This is a genomic window from Mesorhizobium sp. M8A.F.Ca.ET.057.01.1.1, from assembly GCF_003952565.1.
Lineage (GTDB): Bacteria > Pseudomonadota > Alphaproteobacteria > Rhizobiales > Rhizobiaceae > Mesorhizobium.
This window is the reverse complement of sequence record NZ_CP034454.1, coordinates 5,585,194-5,602,153: the sequence shown is the minus strand read 5'-3', so window position 1 is coordinate 5,602,153 and position 16,960 is coordinate 5,585,194. Positions and strand designations below refer to the sequence as shown.

The 16,960-nt window shown below is 62.8% G+C and carries 9 protein-coding genes and 5 pseudogenes; 5 read left to right on the top strand and 9 right to left on the bottom strand.

All coding sequences use genetic code 11. The features are described from left to right. Positions 1-170: 170 nt before the first annotated feature. Entirely contained in the window at positions 171-1,316 is a 1,146-nt protein-coding gene (locus EJ077_RS26655; protein WP_208697549.1) for a hypothetical protein, read from the top strand. Positions 1,317-1,412: 96 nt separating this feature from the next. Here the strand turns inward: EJ077_RS26655 and EJ077_RS26650 are convergent. Beyond that, positions 1,413-3,013: pseudogene (locus tag EJ077_RS26650) on the bottom strand (cisplatin damage response ATP-dependent DNA ligase). A 240-nt stretch (positions 3,014-3,253) separates the two neighbouring features. Continuing rightward, positions 3,254-4,264, bottom strand: a complete 1,011-nt coding sequence (locus EJ077_RS26645; protein ID WP_208703140.1) for a ligase-associated DNA damage response exonuclease — start codon at positions 4,262-4,264, stop codon at positions 3,254-3,256. Positions 4,265-4,415: 151 nt separating this feature from the next. On the opposite strand from EJ077_RS26645, the pseudogene EJ077_RS26640 reads away from it, so the two are divergent. The 3 genes and pseudogenes from EJ077_RS26640 (at position 4,416) to EJ077_RS26630 (ending at position 6,476) form a co-directional block, all read left to right on the top strand. After that, positions 4,416-5,330: pseudogene (locus EJ077_RS26640) on the top strand (methyltransferase domain-containing protein). A 100-nt stretch (positions 5,331-5,430) separates the two neighbouring features. Beyond that, complete coding sequence (locus tag EJ077_RS26635) at positions 5,431-5,790, top strand: hypothetical protein (protein WP_127278432.1); 360 nt, start codon at positions 5,431-5,433, stop codon at positions 5,788-5,790. A 159-nt stretch (positions 5,791-5,949) separates the two neighbouring features. Further along, positions 5,950-6,476: pseudogene (locus EJ077_RS26630) on the top strand (AAA family ATPase). 115 nt (positions 6,477-6,591) lie between these two features. On the opposite strand, the pseudogene EJ077_RS26625 reads toward EJ077_RS26630, so the two are convergent. The 7 genes and pseudogenes from EJ077_RS26625 to EJ077_RS26595 form a co-directional block, all read right to left on the bottom strand. Further along, positions 6,592-7,532: pseudogene (locus tag EJ077_RS26625) on the bottom strand (2-hydroxyacid dehydrogenase). 30 nt (positions 7,533-7,562) lie between these two features. Next, complete coding sequence (locus EJ077_RS26620) at positions 7,563-9,194, bottom strand: ABC transporter ATP-binding protein (protein ID WP_208697547.1); 1,632 nt, start codon at positions 9,192-9,194, stop codon at positions 7,563-7,565. After that, the gene (locus EJ077_RS26615; protein ID WP_208697545.1) at positions 9,191-10,336 is read right to left on the bottom strand and encodes an ABC transporter permease; all 1,146 of its coding nucleotides are present in this window, start codon (positions 10,334-10,336) and stop codon (positions 9,191-9,193) included. The genes EJ077_RS26620 and EJ077_RS26615 overlap by 4 nt, the downstream gene beginning before the upstream one ends. Then, positions 10,336-11,430, bottom strand: a complete 1,095-nt coding sequence (locus EJ077_RS26610) for a microcin C ABC transporter permease YejB (RefSeq protein WP_208697543.1) — start codon at positions 11,428-11,430, stop codon at positions 10,336-10,338. The genes EJ077_RS26615 and EJ077_RS26610 overlap by 1 nt, the downstream gene beginning before the upstream one ends. Positions 11,431-11,460: 30 nt before the next feature. Then, positions 11,461-13,329, bottom strand: a complete 1,869-nt coding sequence (locus EJ077_RS26605) for an extracellular solute-binding protein (protein ID WP_208697541.1) — start codon at positions 13,327-13,329, stop codon at positions 11,461-11,463. A gap of 14 nt (positions 13,330-13,343) precedes the next feature. Next, positions 13,344-15,220, bottom strand: a pseudogene (locus EJ077_RS26600) (extracellular solute-binding protein). A 169-nt stretch (positions 15,221-15,389) separates the two neighbouring features. Continuing rightward, on the bottom strand, positions 15,390-16,028 hold the full coding sequence (locus tag EJ077_RS26595) for a c-type cytochrome (protein ID WP_208697539.1): 639 nt from the start codon (positions 16,026-16,028) through the stop codon (positions 15,390-15,392). Between the two features lie 194 nt (positions 16,029-16,222). On the opposite strand from EJ077_RS26595, the gene EJ077_RS26590 reads away from it, so the two are divergent. Then, positions 16,223-16,951, top strand: coding sequence for a 3-deoxy-manno-octulosonate cytidylyltransferase (locus tag EJ077_RS26590; RefSeq protein ID WP_208697537.1), 729 nt, complete (start codon positions 16,223-16,225; stop codon positions 16,949-16,951). The last annotated feature ends 9 nt before the right edge of the window (positions 16,952-16,960 follow it).

The following is a 16,960-nucleotide window of genomic DNA, read 5'->3' as shown; positions in this document are numbered from 1 at the left end:
TCCTTGCATGCCGGAATTACCGACATATTCCGATTTTGTTTGCCGGAACATCGCGAAGATGGACTTTGGACGGCCCGTCAAGGCAGAATGCGGCTGCCCGCCCGTTGATTGATTGGTCGCCTGCCGCTAACCATCATGAAAGCTTGTGGCAATTTGCAGAGGGATCTCGCTTGGACGCGATCGAAAAAGCGATCCGGAACGCCTTGGAAAAGGGCAATGCCGAGGACCGCGCGTTCCGCGAGAGGGTCTATCGTTCGGCCTTCGCCGCGCTCGACCGTGCGCTCCAGGCCAATCCCGGCGTGACCGTGGAAGTCGCCATCAAGCGCCGCAAGGCTATCCAGGCGAAAATCACCGAAATCGAATCCGAGTACCTGCCGGCGTTGCCCGGCGTTGCCCCGCAGATCGACGCGCCGGCGGGCGAGGCCGCGGCCGACGCAGCGCCTGCGGTCGAGGCCGGCCCAAGGGTGCCATCGCCCGCTGTCTCCGTCGACGCCCCCGTGCAGCCCGCCTCCGATGTACCGCGCTCGCGCGTGCTGCCGGTCGTTCCCGACATCATGCCGGATGCGACCCTGCCCGGTGCGCCGACCATCGACATGTCGGCTCCCGCCGCGCCGGGAGCCGCGACGGAAGTGGCGCCAGACCGCGATGAGCGGCGCATTCGCGGACGTCGCCTGCCGCTGACCGCCATTTTCTTCACGGTGACGTTGCTCGCGGCCGTTGGCATCGGCCTGTTTTTCGCCATGCAGACCGGTGTGTTCAAGTCGGCGGCCGAGCTCAATACCGCGCCGCCGGAGGCACCGCCGACCGTCGAGGACGACGATTTCACCCCGGCCGACGGCGCCAACGCCCCGGCAAAGCCCGGTGCCGCGGATCAGTCGCACGACTGGATCAATGTGTTTTCGCCGACCGACCCGAGCCATGTCGCCGCGCCGTCGGATGCCAAGGCCGAGGTGATGAAGGACGACAGCGGGCCGTTCCTGCGCATCCAGTCCGGCGCCTCCGGCTCGGCGATCGCCTTCGATGTCGGGCAGGGCGTGCTGGAAAAGCTCGCTGGCAAGCACGCCGTGTTCGACATCATCGCCCGTGCCGAGGACGGCAAGGACACGCAGATCTCCGTCGACTGCAATTTCGGCGAACTCGGCGACTGCGGCCGCAAGCGTTACGCGGTCGGCCAGCAGAAAAACGAATATCTGTTCGACGTGAAGTTTCCCGACAAGCATCCGGGCTCGGCCGGAACCATCGCCGTCAATTCCGATTTCGACAAGCAGGGCAAGGCGGTCAACGTCTACGAGATTCGCGTCTCGATCGAGCCTTGAATTGGATCGTTGCTACCGACATATCGGCGGTGCCTAGAGCAATTCCAGGAAAAGTGCGTGGCGGTTTTCCGTCCGTAATTACGTAAAAACAAATAGTTAGCGGTCGAGCAGCGCCTGCAGGGTTTCTATGCGGTCGGCCTCGTTGGCCGGCTTGTCCCAGCGCAGCCGTGAAATCCTGGGGAAACGCATCGCCACACCCGATTTGTGCCGGGTCGAGCGGTTGAGCCCCTCGAAGGCGACTTCCAGCACCAGGCCATTGTCACGGTCGGCGCGCACCGAACGAACCGGTCCGAAGCGCTCGACCGTGTTGTCGCGGACATATTTGTCGATCTGCTTCAGCTCTTCGTCGGTGAAGCCGAAATAGGCCTTGCCGACCGGCACCAGCTCCTCCGCGCCCTCGGTCCCGGACCAGACGCCGAACGTGTAGTCCGAGTAGAAACTCGACCGCTTGCCGTGGCCACGCTGGGCATACATCAGCACGGCGTCCACCGTATGCGGGTCGCGCTTCCATTTGAACCATGGACCCTTCGGCCGGCCGGCGACATAGGGCGAATCCCAGCGCTTCAGCATCACCCCTTCGATGATCGGATGCGGCGGCGCGCGGCGCAGGTCCTCGAGCGCCTGCCAGTCCGGGAAGTCGACGAAGGGGAGAGATCGAAGCGGCTGGGGTCCAGCGTCCCGATGAAGGCTTCGAGGCGGCCGCGCCGCTCGCGGAAGGACAGTCCGCGCAGATCCTCTTCACCGATCTGCAGCAGGTCGTAACAGCGCATGAAGGCCGGATATTGTTGCTGCATCTTCGGCGTCACCGTCTTGCGATTGAGCCGCTGCTGCAGGTCCGAGAAGGTTCCCGTCGCCTCTCGCGGATCGCCGACAAGCAATTCGCCGTCGAGTGCGGCGGAAAAGTGCATGGCGTCGGCGAGGTCTGGAAAGGCGCCCGAGACATCGTCGCCGGTGCGCGAATAGAGCCGGCGGATGCCGCCTTCGGCCACCGCCTGGACACGGATCCCGTCCCATTTCCATTCCGCCGCATAGTCGGCGGCATCGAGCTTTTCGAGATCGCCGTCGCCGACCGGGTTCGACAGCATGACCGGGCGAAACAGCGCCAGCGCCGTGTTGCGTGGTTTTTCGGCCTTGCCCTCCAGCCAGGCGAACAGTGCCGTGTAGGGCGGCGACAGCCCATGCCAGAGCTCCTCGATCTCGGCGACGTCGACCTTGCCGAAATCGGCCAGCGCCTGTTTGGCCAGCCGCGCCGAGACGCCGATGCGCAGGCCGCCGGTGACCAGCTTGATGATGGCGAAGCGCGCCGAGATGCCGGCGCTGTCGAGCAGCCCCGTCAGCACCTTCGGCCCGTCGGAGCGGCTGGCCGCCTGCAGCTTCGCCACCACCTCGCCAAGCGTCGGCTCGCGGTTGGCGATCCTGCCAGGCGGTTGCGGCCAGACCAGCGACACCGTCTCGGCGAGGTCGCCGACATAGTCGTAGGAATAGCCGAACAGCACCGGGTCCATGCGTTCGGTGACCAGCGTACGCAGCATGGCCGGCTTGACGGCGGCAATTTTGAGATCGCCGGTGATCGCGGCCAGCGCCAGGCCACGGTCGGGATCCTCGACGCTGCGGAAATAGTCGGTCAAAAGCGTCAGCTTGCCGTTGCGCGACGGCGTCAGCACCAGGCGGTCGAGAAGTTCGGCGAAGCGGTTCATGGGGAGGGAAACCTCGCCAATCGGCAGGCGTCGCGTCCCGTCGCGCCCCCCTCTGTCCTGCCGGACATCTCCCCCACGTGGGGGAGATTGGCAGCTGCGATGACGGCTCATCTCCCCCAACATCAGCGATTGGCAAAAGCCGGCGTAACATCTGATCTCCCCACAAGTGGGGGAGATGGCCGGCAGGCCAGAGGGGGGCGCCGTAGGGCTCATCAGGGACAATTGGCGAACTGTATTGCATCAATCGCCCTCGTCCTCGTAGCCCACCAGATGCAGTGGCCTGGCCGCTATCCCTTCCAGTTCGCACCAGCGCACCAGGGCTTCCTCGCGGCCGTGCGTGACCCAGATTTCCTCGGCGCCGGTCTCCTTGATGGTGGCGGTGAGTTCGTCCCAGTCGGCATGGTCCGAGATGATCAGCGGCAGTTCGACGCCGCCTTGCTTGGCGCGCTGGCGGATGCGCATCCAGCCCGACGCGAAGCACGAGATCGGATCGGGAAAGCGCCGCGACCAGCGGTCGGCGAAGGCCGATGGCGGGCCGACCACGATGGCGCCGGCGAAGTCCTGCTTGCCGCCGCTCTCCACCGTCGCCGGCTCGAGTTCGCCGAGGTCGATGCCCTGGCTCTGGTAATATTCGCTGAGCCTGGCCAGCGCGCCATGGATGTAGAGCGGCTTGTCGTAACCGGCGTCGCGCAACAGCCGCATCACCCGTTGTGCCTTGCCGAGCGCATAGGCTCCGACCAGATGCGAGCGCTCCGGGAATTGCGCTGCCGATTTCAGCAGCCGGGCGATCTCTTCCGTATCGGGCGGATGGCGAAACACCGGCAGGCCGAAGGTCGCCTCGGTGATGAAGACGTCGCAGCGGATCGGCTCGAACGGCGCGCAGGTCGCATCCTTCTGACGCTTGTAGTCGCCGGAGGCGACGATACGCCTGCCCTGGTGTTCGACCGCTATCTGCGCCGACCCCAGCACATGACCGGCGGGGTGGAAGCTGACGCTGACGCCGTCGAGGGCAATCGTCTCGCCGAGCGTCGCTGCCTGCGTCGTCCCGGCAAAATCCTCGCCGTAGCGCAATGCCATGATGTCGAGCGTCTGCTGTGTCGCAAGCACCGAGCCGTGGCCGGAACGCGCATGGTCGGAATGGCCGTGCGTGATCAGCGCCCGGTTCACCGGCCTCACCGGATCGATGAAGAAATCTCCCGGCGGGCAGTAGAGGCCCTCGGGCCGGGGATGAAGCAGGTCGCTGGCGCGCATGATCCTCAAGATAGGATAAAATTCCGCCGCGGGAAGCCTGGTGCCCGAGACTGCTGACTCCCCGGGCAAAGCCTGCTCAATTCGGTTCAGCTTCGGCCTGCTTTGCTCTACAGAGAGGGCGGCCGGCTACCCTGCCGGTGGAACCATCAACATGAAACCGCTTCAGACCTCGTCGGGCGACCCGAACGCCGATCGCCGTGCAGACTATGCCGAAATGCTCTTTATCTCGGGCGATCACACTGCCGCGGCCGAGTTGCTGCTCGGCGCGCTGGAACTGGCGCCGCAATGGGCAATGGGCTGGTTTCGCCTCGGCGAGATGCAGGAGGCATCAGGCAGGCTCGACCTTGCGGCGCAGGCCTGGACGACGTCGCTGAAACTCGATCCGGCCGATCGCCAGGGCGCGGCTCTCAACTGCAGCTGATCGGCAAGGGTCCGGCCTGCACGGCGCCGCCCAGCGCCTTTGTCGAAACGCTGTTCGACCACTATGCCGAGATATTCGAGGAGATGCTGGTCGGCAAGCTCGACTACCGGCTGCCCGAGGTGCTCGACGCTGCCATCCGCAAGGCAAGGCCGGGCCGCTTCCGCCTGGCGCTCGACCTCGGTTGCGGCACCGGACTGATGGGCGAGAGGCTGAGGCCGATCGTCGACCGGCTGGAGGGGATCGATATCTCGGCGAGGATGCTGAGGAAGGCGCGGGCAAAAATATCTATGACGCGTTGATAAAGGCGGATTTGCAGGATTTTCCTATTCGGGCGGCAAGGCCGATCTGGTGACGTCAGCCGACGTGCTGATTTACATCGGTGGGCTCGAAGGTTTGGTGGCAGCGGTCGCCGGTCTGCTCGCCGAGGGCGGCCTGTTTGCCTTTTCCGTCGAGAGCCTCGTGGATGGCGGCGACTTCGCGCTGCAGCCGTCGCGGCGCTACGCCCATTCGGATGGCTATGTCGGACGGACCCTCGAGGCCAATGGTCTCTCGATCGTCGCGCTGGAGCCGACAACCATCCGCTGGGATCGCCGTGAGCCTGTCAAAGGCCTGTCGGTCGTGGCACGGAAAGCTCAGGCCGTGTGAGGCCAGCGCGTTGCACTGCTGCGAAAAAGTCCGATTTGCGTGCGCGACTGATATTTGCGATCTGGTCGCATCAGGGCGGGATACCAGGAGGAGCAGTTCGATGCGCTGGAACATGATGATCTTGGCGTCTTGCCTGGCAACCACCGGCTGCGTCGGCAATTCAGCGTCCGAGCGGCAGGACGCCAACATCGAATCCTCCCTGCAATACGACAGCGTGCCATGCGATCAGTTGCTGGCGCAGCGCAACGGATTGGCGCAGCAATACAATCTCCCGACGACCGCCAAGCCGACCTTCTCCAATCCCGCCATGGGCTTCGGCCCGTTCACGCCCGACATGCGCTCCAAGGCCCAGCGCGACAGCGACAAGGCGTCAGGCGAGATCGACGCCATGAACCGGTCCATCGATCGCCGCGACTGCGGCAAGCCGGACAAGCAGAAGAAGTTCGCTCTGCCTGGCTGATGATCCAATCGTCCATCTAGAGCGGTTCAGAGTTTGATAGAACCTCTGCTCCGCTCTAACTTCTTGTTTTTACGCAATTCCCAAGGGGAAGCGCTACGCGCTTCTCCCGGGAAAACCGCTACGCATTTTCTTGGAATTGCTCTAGCAAGGCTCCAACCGGTGAACCTCTCGGACCTCGGCGACCGCATCTGTATCCTGGGCCCGTCCAACAGCGGCAAGTCGACGCTCGCCGACGCGATCGCGCGCAAGCGTGGCCTGACACCCATTCATCTCGATCTGCTCTTTCACCTGCCCAACACGGATTGGGTGCAGCGTCCGAGGGATGAGTTCATTGCCTTGCATGACGCCGCGATCGCCAGCGAGCGGTGGGTGATGGATGGAACTACTCGGTTTGCATGCCGCAACGCTTCCGGCGGGCGACGGGATTGATCCTGCTGGACATCTCCACCTCCGCAAGTCTGCTGCGCTATTTCAGGCGAACCCTGTTCGAGAGGGATAGGCGCGGGGGCTTGGAAGGCGGGCGCGACAGCATCAAATGGGACATGATCCACCACATCGCCGTGACCACGCCGAAAAATCGGCGGAGATACCGGACAATGTTCGAGCAGATCGATCTGCCGAAGCTGCACCTGTCGTCGGTCCGGGCAATCAAGGAATGCTTCCGGGAGTGGGAGTTGGCCAGGTGAGGGTGATGCCCGGCTAGAGCAATTCCAGGAAAAGTGCGTAGCGGTTTTCCGTCCGGAATTGCGTAAAAACAAAAAGTTAGAGCGGGTCAGAGATTCTATCAAACTCTGAACCGCTCTAATATCCCGCCTTGCGGTCCACCAGATTATCGAGCTTTTCGCCGCGCTCGAAAGCATCCATCTGGCGCAGCATGGTCGGTGCCAGGTGCACGGGATCGGAGGTCGCCGCAGCATGGGGCGTCACGAACACTTTCGGATGGGTCCACAGCGGGCTGGTCTTGGGCAGCGGTTCGACCTCGAACACGTCGAGGCTCGCTTCCTTCAGCGTGCCGTCGTCCAACGCCCGTATGATGTCGGCGTCCTTCTGCAGGCGCCCACGCCCGGCATTGATCAGCACCGAACCGCCAAGGCCGTTGCGCTTGCGCAACTCCTTCAGCACGCCGTAATTGATGATGCCTTGCGTGTCTGGAGTGAGCGGCAGAAGCACCACCAGAATGTCGGTGGCATTGAGGAATGGGATCAGGCCTGCTTCGCCGGAATAGGTCGCCACGCCCTTCATCGGCCGGTCGCTGCGCGACCAGCCATTGACCGCGAAACCGAGCGACAGAAGCACGGAGGCCGCGGCCCGGCCGAGGCTGCCGAGACCCATGATGCCGACGGAAATGTCGCCGGCCGGCCGCTGCAGCGGCTCGTGCCAGGTCTTCTTCAACTGCTGCGACCGGTAGAGCAGGCCCTGGCGGTGATGGTCGAGAACCCGCCAGACGACATACTCGGTCATGTACTGCGTGAGGTTGTCGGCGACGACCTTGACGATCGGAACGTCGGGCAGGCCGGGTCGGCGAAGATATGGTCGACGCCGGCGCCTATCGAGAAGATGGCGCGCAGATTGGGCAGCGACGACATCAAATTGGGCTTGTGCTTCCACACCACCGCATAGGTGATCGAAGGATCCTTGGCGCCGTCCGGCTCCAGCACCACCTCGCGCTCGGCCGACAAGAGGTCGCGCCAGCGTTGCGGATGAAAGCCGGTGACGGCAAGCAGGATACGGCCTTTTTCCATCGCGGTTCGTTCAATCCTTCCTTGTGCGGATCACTCGCTGACCACGCCTGTCGGAGCCGTCTCGATCTTGAAGGCGGCCGAGATCAGCGCCCGAGTATAGTCGGTTTGCGGATTTCCAAAAATCTGTTCGGAAGGGCCGGCTTCGACGATCTGGCCGTTGCGCATGACGATGACGTCATTGGCCAGCGCCCTGATGACCTTGAGATCATGGCTGATGAAGAGATAGGCGAGGTCGTGCTTTGCCTGCAAATTGCGCAGGAGATCGACGACCTGCGCCTGCACGCTCATGTCGAGCGCCGATGTCGGCTCGTCCAGCATGACGAAGCGCGGGTTGAGCACCATGGCGCGGGCGATGGCGACACGCTGGCGCTGGCCGCCGGAAAATTCGTGCGGATAGCGGTTGCGGGTCGCCGGGTCGAGGCCGACTTCCTTCAGCACGGCGGCGACCTTGTCGTCGCGCTCGTCGGGCGACAGTTTCGGCTCGTGGATCTTCAGGCCTTCCTCGATGATCTCGGCGATCGACATGCGCGGGCTGAGCGAACCGAACGGATCCTGAAAGACGATCTGCAGTTCGCGTCTGAGCGGCCGCATGGCGTTGAAGGTGAGCTGGTTGATGTCGCGGCCGTTGAACTGGATGGTTCCGGTCGACGAGATCATGCGCGCCAGCGCCAGGCCGAGCGTCGTCTTGCCGGAACCGGACTCTCCGACCACGCCCAGCGTCTGGCCGGCGCGCACCGTGACATCGATGCCGTCGACCGCTTTCACATGATCGACCGTGCGGCGGAAGAAGCCCTGCTTGATCGGGAACCACACCTTGATGTCCTTGCCGGTCATGACAGGCTGGGCGTCGGCATTGGCGGCTGGCGGCTTGCCTTTCGGCTCGGCGGCCAGAAGGTGGCGCGTATAGGGGTGCTGCGGGTTGGCGAAGATATCCTTGGTCGGCCCGGTCTCGACGATCTTGCCCTTGGTCATCACGCAGACCCGGTCGGCGATCTTGCGCACGATGCCGAGGTCATGGGTGATGAACAGCATCGACATGCCCTTGCGGCTTTTGAGGCCCGCGAGCAGTTCGAGGATCTGTGCCTGCACCGTGACGTCGAGCGCCGTCGTAGGCTCGTCGGCGATCAGCAGTTCCGGCTCGTTGGCGAGCGCCATGGCGATCATGACGCGCTGACGCTGACCGCCCGAAAGCTGATGCGGATAGGCGTCGAGCCGCTTTTGCGGATCGCGAATGCCGACTTCGTTGAGCAGGGCCAGCGTGCGCGCCTTGGCCGGACGGTCGCCCATGCCTTGATGCAGCTTCAGGATCTCGACGATCTGGTGCTCGATCGTGTGCAACGGATTGAGCGAGGTCATCGGCTCCTGGAAGATCATGGTGATCTTGTTGCCGCGCACCTGGCGCAATTGCTTCTCGCTCATGGCGAGCAGGTCAGCGCCCTGGAACAGGATCTTGCCCGACGGATGGCTGGCGCTGGGGTAGGGCAGCAGCTTCAGCACCGACAGCGCCGAGACCGATTTGCCGGAGCCGGATTCGCCGACCAGCGCCACCGTCTCGCCCCTGGCGATGTCGAACGAGATGTGGTCGACGGCAACGGACTGGCCGCCGCCCTGGCTGAAGGCGACGCTGAGGTCCTGCACGCTGAGCAAAGGCGTTCCGCTCATTTGAACGTCTTGCGCGGATCGAAGGCGTCGCGCGTCGCCTCGCCGACAAAAACCAGCAGCGACAGCATCAGCGAGATGACGACGAAGCCCGATATGCCGAGCCAAGGCGCGTTGAGGTTGCGCTGCGCCTGCTTGAGCAATTCGCCGAGCGAGGCCGAACCCGGCGGCAGGCCGAAGCCGAGATAATCGAGCGAGGTCAGCGTCGAGATCGATCCGCTCAGCAAAAAGGGCAGGAAGGTCAATGTCGCCACCATGGCGTTAGGCAACAGGTGCCGGAACATGATGGTGCGGTTGGGCACGCCGAGCGCGCGGGCCGCGTTGACATATTCGAAGTTGCGGGCGCGCAAGAACTCCGCCCGCACCACCCCGACCAGCGCTACCCAGGAAAACAACAGCATCAGGCCGAGCAGGATGAAGAAGCCCGGCGGCAGGATGGCGGCGACGATGAGCAGCAGATAGAGCACCGGAATGGCCGACCAGATCTCGATGAAGCGCTGGAACAGCAGATCCGTCCAGCCGCCGAAATAGCCTTGCAAGGCACCAGCCCCAACGCCGATGAGAGCCGAGCCGGCGGTCAGGATCAGGCCGAACAGCACCGAAATGCGGAAGCCGTAGATGACACGCGCCAGCACGTCGCGTGCCTGGTCGTCGGTGCCGAGCCAGTTCCAGTTGCCGACATTGCAGGCCGGGTCATCAGCCCCTTGCGGATACTGGTTGCAGCGCGTCTTGGCGTCATATTGCCATGACGGCTTGGCGGGTGCCGCTTCGGGGATGGCGTTGTTGACGGTCTGGAAGGAATAGCGGATCGGCGGCCAGATCATCCAGCCATGGGCATTGATTTCGTCCTGGATCACCGGGTCGCGGTAATCCGTGACCGCATAGAAGCCGCCGAATTTTTCCTCGGGGTAAGCGACCATCACCGGAAAAAGGATTTCGCCCTTGTAGGAGGCGACGATCGGCTTGTCGTTGGCGATGAATTCGGCAAACAGCGACAGCACGAACAGGATGAGGAAAATCCACAGTGACCAGTAGCCACGCCGGTTGGCCTTGAAATTCTGCAGGCGGCGCTTGTTGAGCGGCGACAGGAACGGCCGTGGAAGCCGTTCCGGCAAGACACCGGCGGTAACGCTTGCCTCCGACATCAGACGTCTCTCCGCTCGAAATCGATGCGCGGATCGACCCAGGTGTACATCAGGTCGGACAGGAGCCCGATGAACAGGCCAAGAAGCGAGAAGATGTAGAGATTGGCGAACACCACGGGATAGTCGCGCTCGACGACGGACCGGAAGCCGAGCAGGCCGAGCCCGTCGAGCGAGAAGATATTCTCGATCAGCAGCGAGCCGGTAAAGAAGGCCGAGATGAAGGCACCAGGGAAGCCGGCGATGACGATCAGCATGGCATTGCGGAAGACGTGGCCGTAAAGCACCTGCCTTTCCGACAGGCCCTTGGCGCGCGCCGTCACCACATACTGCTTGCGGATTTCCTCCAGGAACGAGTTCTTGGTCAAAAGCGTCGTCGTGGCGAAGGCCGACAGCACCAGCGCCGTCAGCGGCAAGGTCATGTGCCAGGCATAGTCGGCGATCTTGGCTGGCCACGACAACTGATCCCAATTGTCGGAGACAATGCCGCGCAACGGGAACCAGTCCCAGAACGAGCCGCCGGCAAACAGCACCATCAGAAGAATGCCGAACAGGAAGCCCGGAATGGCATAGCCGACAATGACGACGCCGCTGGTCCAGACGTCGAACGGGGTGCCGTCCCTGACCGCCTTGCGGATGCCGAGCGGGATCGAGATCAGATAGGACAATAACGTGATCCAGAGCCCGATCGAAATCGAAACAGGCATCTTCTCCAGGATCAGGTCGAGCACCGAAATATCGCGGAAATAGCTGTTGCCGAAATCGAACCTGGCATAATTCCACAGCATCATGCCGAAGCGCTCGAGCGGCGGCTTGTCGAAGCCGAACTGCTTCTCCAGCTTCTTGATGAATTCCGGGTCGAGACCCTGGGCGCCGCGATATTTCGAGCCGACGTCGCCGGCGGCGTCGAAATTGGAACCGCCCGCGTCGCCGCCGCCACCGCCGAGGCGGTCGCTGCCGCCCTGGTTGGTCAGCTTGGCGATGACCTGCTCGACCGGGCCGCCGGGCGCGAACTGGATGACGGCGAAGGATATCGCCATGATGCCGAACAGGGTCGGGATCATCAAAAGGATGCGGCGCAGTATATAGACGCCCATCAGGCCTTGCGTCCTGCTCGAGCGAACATCTCAGCCTCTGCCAATTTTTGCCGCCTTGCCCTTATCGAACCACCACAGCGCCTCGACCGGAAAGCCGAAATCGGGCTTTTGCTCGGGAAAGCCGAACATGTCCCAATAGGCGCTTCGGTGATTCGCCAGGAACCAACTTGGAATCCAATCGCACCGCGCGCGCAAGACCCGGTCGAGTGCCCGCATGGCGACGGTCAGGTTTTCACGGTCCTTTGCCGCGCCCACGGCGTTGATCAGCGCGTCGATCGCGGGATCGGAGATACCCGGCAAGTTACGGGAACCGGAGACGCCGGCGGTGCTCGAATGGAAGAAGACTTCCAGGTCGTCGCGCGTCGGCGTCGCGCTGAACGAGAAAGCGGCCGACAGCAGATCGAAATCGAACGTCGCCTGTCTTGCCTGGTATTGCGCCGAATCGACCAGCCGGATCGTGGCGTCGAGGCCGATAGCCTTCATGTTGGCGACCCAGGGCGAATAGACCTGAACGAAGGTATCGTCGTCGACCATGAATTCGGCCGAAAGCCTGCCGCCCTTGTCATTGACAACGAAGTCACCCGACCGTTTCCAGCCCGCTGCGGCCAGAAGCTTTGCCGCCTGGCCAAGCAGCTTGCGGTCGCGGCCGGAGCCATCGGACGCGGGCAGAGTCACGGCCGTGCCGAAGACTTCAGGCGGGAGCTGAGCGCGCAGCGGCTCCAACAAAGCCAGTTCTTGCGGCGAAGGCAGCCCATCGGCGCGAAAATCCGATTTCTCGAAGCAGGATTGCGAGCGCTCGTAGGAACCGTAGAAGAAGTTGCGCCGCGTCCATTCGAAGTCGAAGCACAACGCAATCGCCTGCCTCACCCTGGGATCGCGAAACTGCTCGCGCCGCTGGTTGACGGCCGTGGCCTGCATGGACGGTCGCTTCTCGGCCGGGAATTCGTGCTTGATCACCTTGCCGGCGGCCAAGGCCGGAAAGTCATAGGCTGTCGCCCAGACTCGTGAGGTAAATTCCTCGCGGTAGGTGATCTCGCCTTTCTTGAAAGCCTCGAAGGCGGCCGTGCGGTTTTGGTAGAACTCGATGCGGATAATGTCGAAATTGTTCTGGCCGCGATTGACCGGGAGGTCGCGGCCCCAATAATCGGCGACGCGGTCGTACTCGATCGATGTCCCTGCCGAGAAGCGCCCAACCTTGTACGCGCCGGAACCGAGAGGCGGGTTCAATTGCGAACTGTCGAAAGGATTGGCTGTGTAGAACGCCTTCGACAGGATCGGGAACTGGACGACATTCAGCACCGTGCGATCGGATTGTTTGCCGGAGAAAATGAGCCGCAAGGTGTGCGCATCGACGACGACTGCATCGGCAAGGAACTTCAGTGGCACCGAGAGTTTCGGATGGCCCTGGTCCTTGAACAGCTTGAAGGTGAAGGCGGCATCCCCGGCCGTCAGCGGTGTGCCATCATGGAAGCGGGCTTCGGGCCGAAGTGCAAACTCGAAACTGTTGCGGTCGTTCGAAATGGTCACGCTTTCGGCAAGCTGACCGTAGACGGCGTCGGGCTCATCCAGCGCCGCCACCATCAGCGCATCGAAACACATCTCCATGCGAGGTGGCGCATCGCCCTTCAAGGTGAAGGCATTCAACGTGTTGAAGGTTTCCGTGCTCTGGTTGTAATCCCAATTCGGCGGAGCGAAGTTGAAGATGCCCCCGGTCGGTGCATTGACGTCGACATAGTCGAAATGAGTGAAGTCCGGCCTGTATTTGAGATCGCCAAAGGCCGAGAGGCCGTGCAGTTTGGTGCCGGTCGGGTTGGCGGCGAAAGCCCTGCCCGGCAGCAAGGCGGCGGCAGTGGCAGCTGCGCCAAGAGCGAGAAAGTCGCGACGGGGCAGGGCCGTCATCGATTGCCGCCCCATCAATTACCGCCCTTGTATTTGCCCGCCAGAGCCTTTTCCTTGTCGAGATCGACCCACCAGGAATCGATGTCGGCGCCGAGATAGGCGGGCTGCTTGTCGGGAAACTTGAACTTGTTCCAATAGGCCAGCCAGACCGCGGAACGGTAATATTGCGGCACCACGTAGAAGTTCCACAGCAGGATGCGGTCGAGTGCGTGGGTGGCGGCGACGAGATCATCGCGATCGGTGGCGAAGATGATGCGATCAACCAGCGCATCGACGATAGGATCCTTGATGCCCATCAGGTTGCGCGAACCGGGCGCGTCGGCAGCCTTGGAACTCCAGAAATCGCGTTGCTCGTTGCCAGGCGACTCCGATTGGCCGAACAGACCCGTCACGACATCGAAATCGAAATGGTTCACGCGGTTGATGTACTGCGTCTGATCGATGATGCGCAGGGTAGCGTCGACGCCGATCTTGCGCAGGTTGGCAATGTAGGGCTGGCGATCACCTGGTCGGTGTCGTTCCAGCCGAGGATCTCGAACTTGAACGGTGCGCCTGTCTTGGCGTTGACCATCTTGCCGCCCTTGATGACCCATCCGGCCTTGGCGAAGAGATCGACGGCCTGCTTCAGATACTTCCGCTCCGCTTGCGGCGAATCGTAGACAGGCAGCTTGAACTCCTGAGTGAAGAGTTCCGGCGGCAGCTTGTCGCGGTATTTTTCCAGGATCTCCAGTTCCTTGCCCTGCGGCAATCCGCTGGACGCCAGTTCGGTACCCTGGAAATAGCTCGATGTGCGGGTATTGAAGCCGAAGAACAGCGTGCGATTCATGCTCTCGAAATCGAAAGGTATGGTCAGTGCTTCGCGGACCAGCCGGTCCTGGAACAGCGGCCGCCTCTGGTTGAGAACAAAGCCCTGCATCGGCTGTGGCGACTGGGTCTGGAAGTCCTTCTTGATGACGTCGCCTGCCTGAATGGCCGGGAAATTGTAGGCCGTCGCCCATTTGCGAGAACTGTATTCGCGGTTGATGTCTTCCAGCCCACCTTTGGTGAAGGCAAGCCAGGCCGCATTGTCGTCGAGGATATAGGTGTATCGGCGCGTGTCGAAATTCTCGCGGCCGATCTTCACCGGCAGCTTCGCCGCCCAATAGTCCGGCACACGCTGCCAGACGATTTCCGAACCGGGCTTGAAGCTGGCAATCTTGTAGGCGGCCGAGCCGAGCGGGATTTCCAGCGTCGGCTTTGTGACATCGCGCTTCTTGCCGCTGGCATCAGTGCCTTCCCACCAGTGTTTCGGCAGCACGGCAAGGTCGCCCATGATCTTGGGCAGTTCCCGGTTGCCCTTCTGGTTGAAATGGAATTCGACCTCGCGATCGGAGATGGCGACCGCATCGGTGACGTTCTCGAAATAGCGGCTGTATTGCGGGCTGTTGGCCTTCAGCACGTGGAACGACCAGATCACATCGTCGACGGTGATCGGTTGGCCATCATGCCATTTGGCGCGAGGATCGAGCCGGTAGGTCGCCGAGGAAAAGTCGGCTGGATATTTATAGGCTTCGGCGACCAAGGGGTGGCTGGTACTGCCTTCGTCTGTCGCTTGCTCCATCAGTGTGTCGTAGAGCATGCCGCCGCCGAAACCGACAAGGCCCGCAGCCGGCGATCCCTGGACGATATAGGGGTTGAAGCTGTCGAAGGTGCCGAGAACCACCGAATTCAGCGTGCCGCCCTTCGGCGCGTTCGGATTGACGTAATCGTAGTGCTGGAAATTGTCGCCATATTTGGATTGGCCGATCAGCGATGAGGTTGTCCGCCACTCGTCGGCCCGGCTCGTTTGCAACCCTGCCACCAGCAGGGCCGCCGCCAGCAGCGACTTGAGAAGCGTTCGGCCAACCGTCATGCACTCTCCCTTTCGCGATACGTGCCAGATCATCCAGAAGGGCGATCCTAGATGATTTGACGCTCGTGAAAACCGCAATGCGCCGGCTTTGTCGCCGCACCGCGCATTTTCCCAACAAAAAAGCCGGGCTGAACCCGGCTTTTTCAAGGACGTCGAGATGACAATCCGGTTATTTTGCCGGAGCGGCGGGCGCCGCGGGCTTGGCCGGTGCGGCGCCGTCGGCCGGCTTGGCGGGCGCGGAGGCGTCAGCAGCGGCGCCCGGTGCCGGCAGCGGCTTGGGATTGTCCGACAGCGTGCGCAGATAGGCGATGACGTTGGCGCGGTCCTCGTCCTTGGGCAGGCCGGCAAAGCCCATGGCAGTGCCCTTCACGAATTTCTTCGGCGAAGTGATGAAGTGGTTGATGTTGTCGTAGGTCCACTTCTCTGTGCCGCCCTTGGAGAATTCCTTCATGCCGGCCGAATAGGCGAAGCCTTCATGTTCGGCGACGGGGCGATCGACGAGATCCCACAGATCCGGGCCGACCTTGTTGGGACCGCCCTTTTCGCCGGAATGGCAGGCCTGGCACTTCTTGAACACGGCAGCACCGGCCTCGACATTGGCGGTCTGCAAGAGGTCGGCGATCGGCTTGGCTTCGGCGGCCGGCGCGGCAGCGCCGCCTTCGGCGGGCTCCGCGGCCTCGATGGCGAAGCCGGGCTTTTCCGGCGCCGGCGAGGCAAACAGCGCGTCCGACACAATGCCGACCGAGAAGACCACGAAAACGGTTCCGAGCAATCCGGCGAGCAGTTTGTTGACTTCGTTGGAATCCATACGCCCCTTGCTCCCTTTTCCGGCGGACCGAACCGTCCACTCCGTCCGTCGGTATCGAGACCTGCCCTCCAGGGCCGGTCAAATCGGGCGGAAACTAGGTCTTTTGCTCCAGCGTTGCAACACCTATAAGGGCGCTTCCAGTGAGACCTTTTGCCACTTTTCCTTGTCCTCTTTTCGAACGCCTCGCCAGACCGATGTCCACCCTGATCCTGATCCCGGCCCGCATGGCCTCGACCCGCCTGCCGGGCAAGCCGCTGGCTGACATTGCCGGCGCTCCGATGATCGTCCATGTCGCGCGCCGCGCGGCCGAAGCCGGGCTTGGCCGGGTGGTGGTGGCGACCGACACGCAAAGCGTGGCCGAAGCGGTGCGCGCGCATGGTTTCGAGGCGGTCAGGACGCGCATCGACCATGAATCGGGTTCCGACCGCATCCACGAAGCTCTGCTGGCGCTCGATCCCCGAGGCGAGGTCGAAACGATCGTCAATGTGCAGGGCGACCTGCCGACCATCGATCCCGGCATTATCGCCGCCTCGCTCAGGCCGTTCGAGGACGCCGCCGTGGATATCGCCACGCTCGGCGTCGAGATCGTCCGCGAGGAGGAAAAGACCAATCCCAACGTCGTCAAGATCGTCGGGTCGCCGCTGTCGGCCACGCGGCTACGGGCGCTTTACTTCACCCGCGCCACGGCGCCGTGGGGAGAGGGGCCGCTTTATCACCATGTCGGCCTCTACGCCTACCGCCGCGCCGCGCTCGAGCGTTTCGTCGCCCTGAAGCCGTCGCCGCTGGAGCGCCGCGAGCGGCTCGAACAGTTGCGGGCGCTGGAAGCCGGCATGCGCATCGACGCCGAGATCGTGCAGTCGGTGCCGCTTGGCGTCGACACGCCTGAAGACCTGGACCGCGCCAGGGAAATCCTTTCAAACTGAGATATCGGC